The 2085-nt window shown below is 69.5% G+C and carries 3 protein-coding genes and 1 pseudogene; 1 reads left to right on the forward strand and 3 read right to left on the reverse strand.

Annotated features, from left to right (window positions below):
- Positions 1-181: LysR family transcriptional regulator (locus B551_RS16765; protein ID WP_043440461.1), on the reverse strand; the 181-nt coding region annotated here is incomplete at its 3' end.
- 179 nt (positions 182-360) lie between these two features.
- Here B551_RS16765 and B551_RS16770 point away from each other — a divergent pair.
- On the forward strand, positions 361-762 hold the full coding sequence (locus tag B551_RS16770) for a hypothetical protein (RefSeq protein WP_006578881.1): 402 nt from the start codon (positions 361-363) through the stop codon (positions 760-762).
- Between the two features lie 8 nt (positions 763-770).
- Here B551_RS16770 and B551_RS16775 read toward each other — a convergent pair whose 3' ends face one another.
- Together B551_RS16775 and B551_RS16780 are read right to left on the reverse strand one after the other, a co-directional pair.
- The gene (locus B551_RS16775; protein WP_006578882.1) at positions 771-1412 is read right to left on the reverse strand and encodes a histidine phosphatase family protein; all 642 of its coding nucleotides are present in this window, start codon (positions 1410-1412) and stop codon (positions 771-773) included.
- 53 nt (positions 1413-1465) lie between these two features.
- Positions 1466-2085: pseudogene (locus tag B551_RS16780) on the reverse strand (hypothetical protein); the annotation flags it as partial.

The following is a 2085-nucleotide window of genomic DNA, read 5'->3' on the forward strand; positions in this document are numbered from 1 at the left end:
TGGGCTGCACGCCGCGGCGCCCGCGCAGCAGCAGCGGCACGCCGGCGCGCTCCTCCAGCTTGCGCAGCTGCTCGCTGACCGATGACTGCGACAGGAACAGCCGTGGCGCGGCGGCCGACAGGCTGCCGCTGTCGGCCACCGCGACGAAGGTACGCAATTGTTCGAGATCGAAGCCGCGCATGTCTTGCTCCAGGTTCGCTTCTGGTTTCGGCGATACCGATGGATGGTATCGCATCTTCCCGCTTTTCCGATGGCAGGGCGGACACTAGCATCGAGTCAGTGGCGGGTCGGCACGGCGGTATCGGGCCGGCCCATGCCACCTGCCATTTGATGCAACGACCATTCGAAGAGGAAACCGCGATGCCCCATCTTCAACTGCAGATTTCCGGTCACCCCAACGCCGCGCTGACCGCGAAGGCCGCCGCCACCGTCGCCGAACTGACCCGTACCGTGCTCGGCAAGAAGCCGGAGGTGATGGCGGTGGCGGTCCAGTATGTGCCCCACGACGCCTGGTTTATCGATGGCCAGCCGCTCTCCGCGCTCGGGCGCAACGCCTTTCATCTCGATATCAGCGTCACCGACGAGACCAATACCAAGGCGGAGAAGGCGCGCTACCTCGAAGCGGTGCACCATGCGCTGTCCGAGCTGATCGGCAATGTGCACGACTGCTCGTACATCCATGTGATCGATGCCCGCGCGGCGGCGTACGGCTATGGCGGCCGCACGCAGGAATACCGCCATCAGCACGGGTCGACGTTGTAGGGCGGGGCTCAGCCGGCGGGCAGCCGATACAGGCGCCGTGGCTGTCCGTCCGGCGACAGTTCGAACACGACGCCGCCGCCGCTGTCGGCCCCTTGCCCGGTCAGCGCGGTGATGTTGACCTGATGGGTCACCATCACATACGGCCCGCCGCGCGGATCGAGCCGATCGATGAAGCGCGACAGTTCTGCGGTCTGATCGGTGCGGGCGCCGGCGTCGCCAAAGAACGAGTTCAGCAGCGGCAGCACGGTGACGGGGCCGAGGTCCATCAGCCGCGCGGTGTCCTGGCAACGGCACCAGGCGCTGGCCCACACCGCACTGGGACGAAAGCCCGCGGCGCGCCAGGCCGCGCCGAGACGCTGGGCCTGTGCGCGCCCGCTCGCATCGAGATTGCGCTGCGTCCGGCAGGAGTTCAGGTCGAAGCCGGGCGGGTCGCCGACGCCCGGCGCGGTGGCATGGCGCAGCAACACGACCACATTGGGACGAGCGAGCGCCGAAACGGGTAGTGTGGGGATCGGTTGCGCGAGGGCGCTGGACATGCCCGCCGGCATGGCCGCCGCCAGCAGGGTCCAGCAGGCGAGCCGGGCCGCGACGGCGAACGCCTTGCGGCGCCACGGGGAGGGCGAGATGGCGGCTTCGCTGCGATCGATCATGTTGCTCCTCCTTGCGCCCGGCCGTCCCGCCCGCGGGCCTCGCTGGCTCGGTGCTACCGGCTGAGACCGCGCGCCGAGATCGGCCACAGCGACTCGACCTTGCCGTCGCGCACGCCGACCAGCGTGTCGTACAGGTTCAGCGTCGGGTCGCAGTGTCCCGGCACCAGCCACAGCGGTTCGCCCAGCTGCGGCAGCGCCGGCAGCTCGCCGCCGGCAGCCGGCACCGGGCGCACGATGCCGTGTTCGTCATTGGCGGCGACATAGGCCAGCCGCGTGCTGCGCCTGCCGCCGCCGAACTGGCCGCCGTGGCGTTCCCCGGCGTTGCGTTCCCCGGCGTTGCGCTCTCCGGTGTTGCGTTCCCATACCCACGGCAGCCCCGAATCGACCGCCATCGACTTCAATCCCGCGTCGACCACGACCTGGCCCTGTGCCGCGGTGCTCATCACCGTGGTCGCGATAAACAGGCTGTGCTCGAAGCGCAGCGCTTCGGCCGCGCCGCCGCCATCGATCCCGCCGCCGATTCCGCCGCCGGTTCCGCTGGCCGCGACGCCCTCATTGCTGCCGTAGTCGCCATCCATGAAGACGTACGACCCGGGCTGGATCTCGGTGAAGACGCCGCTGGCCAGATCGAATTCGACGCTGCCGCTGCCGCCGCCGGTGACCACCTGGCAGG

The organism is Cupriavidus sp. HPC(L) (genome assembly GCF_000307735.3).
Taxonomy (GTDB): Bacteria; Pseudomonadota; Gammaproteobacteria; order Burkholderiales; family Burkholderiaceae; genus Cupriavidus.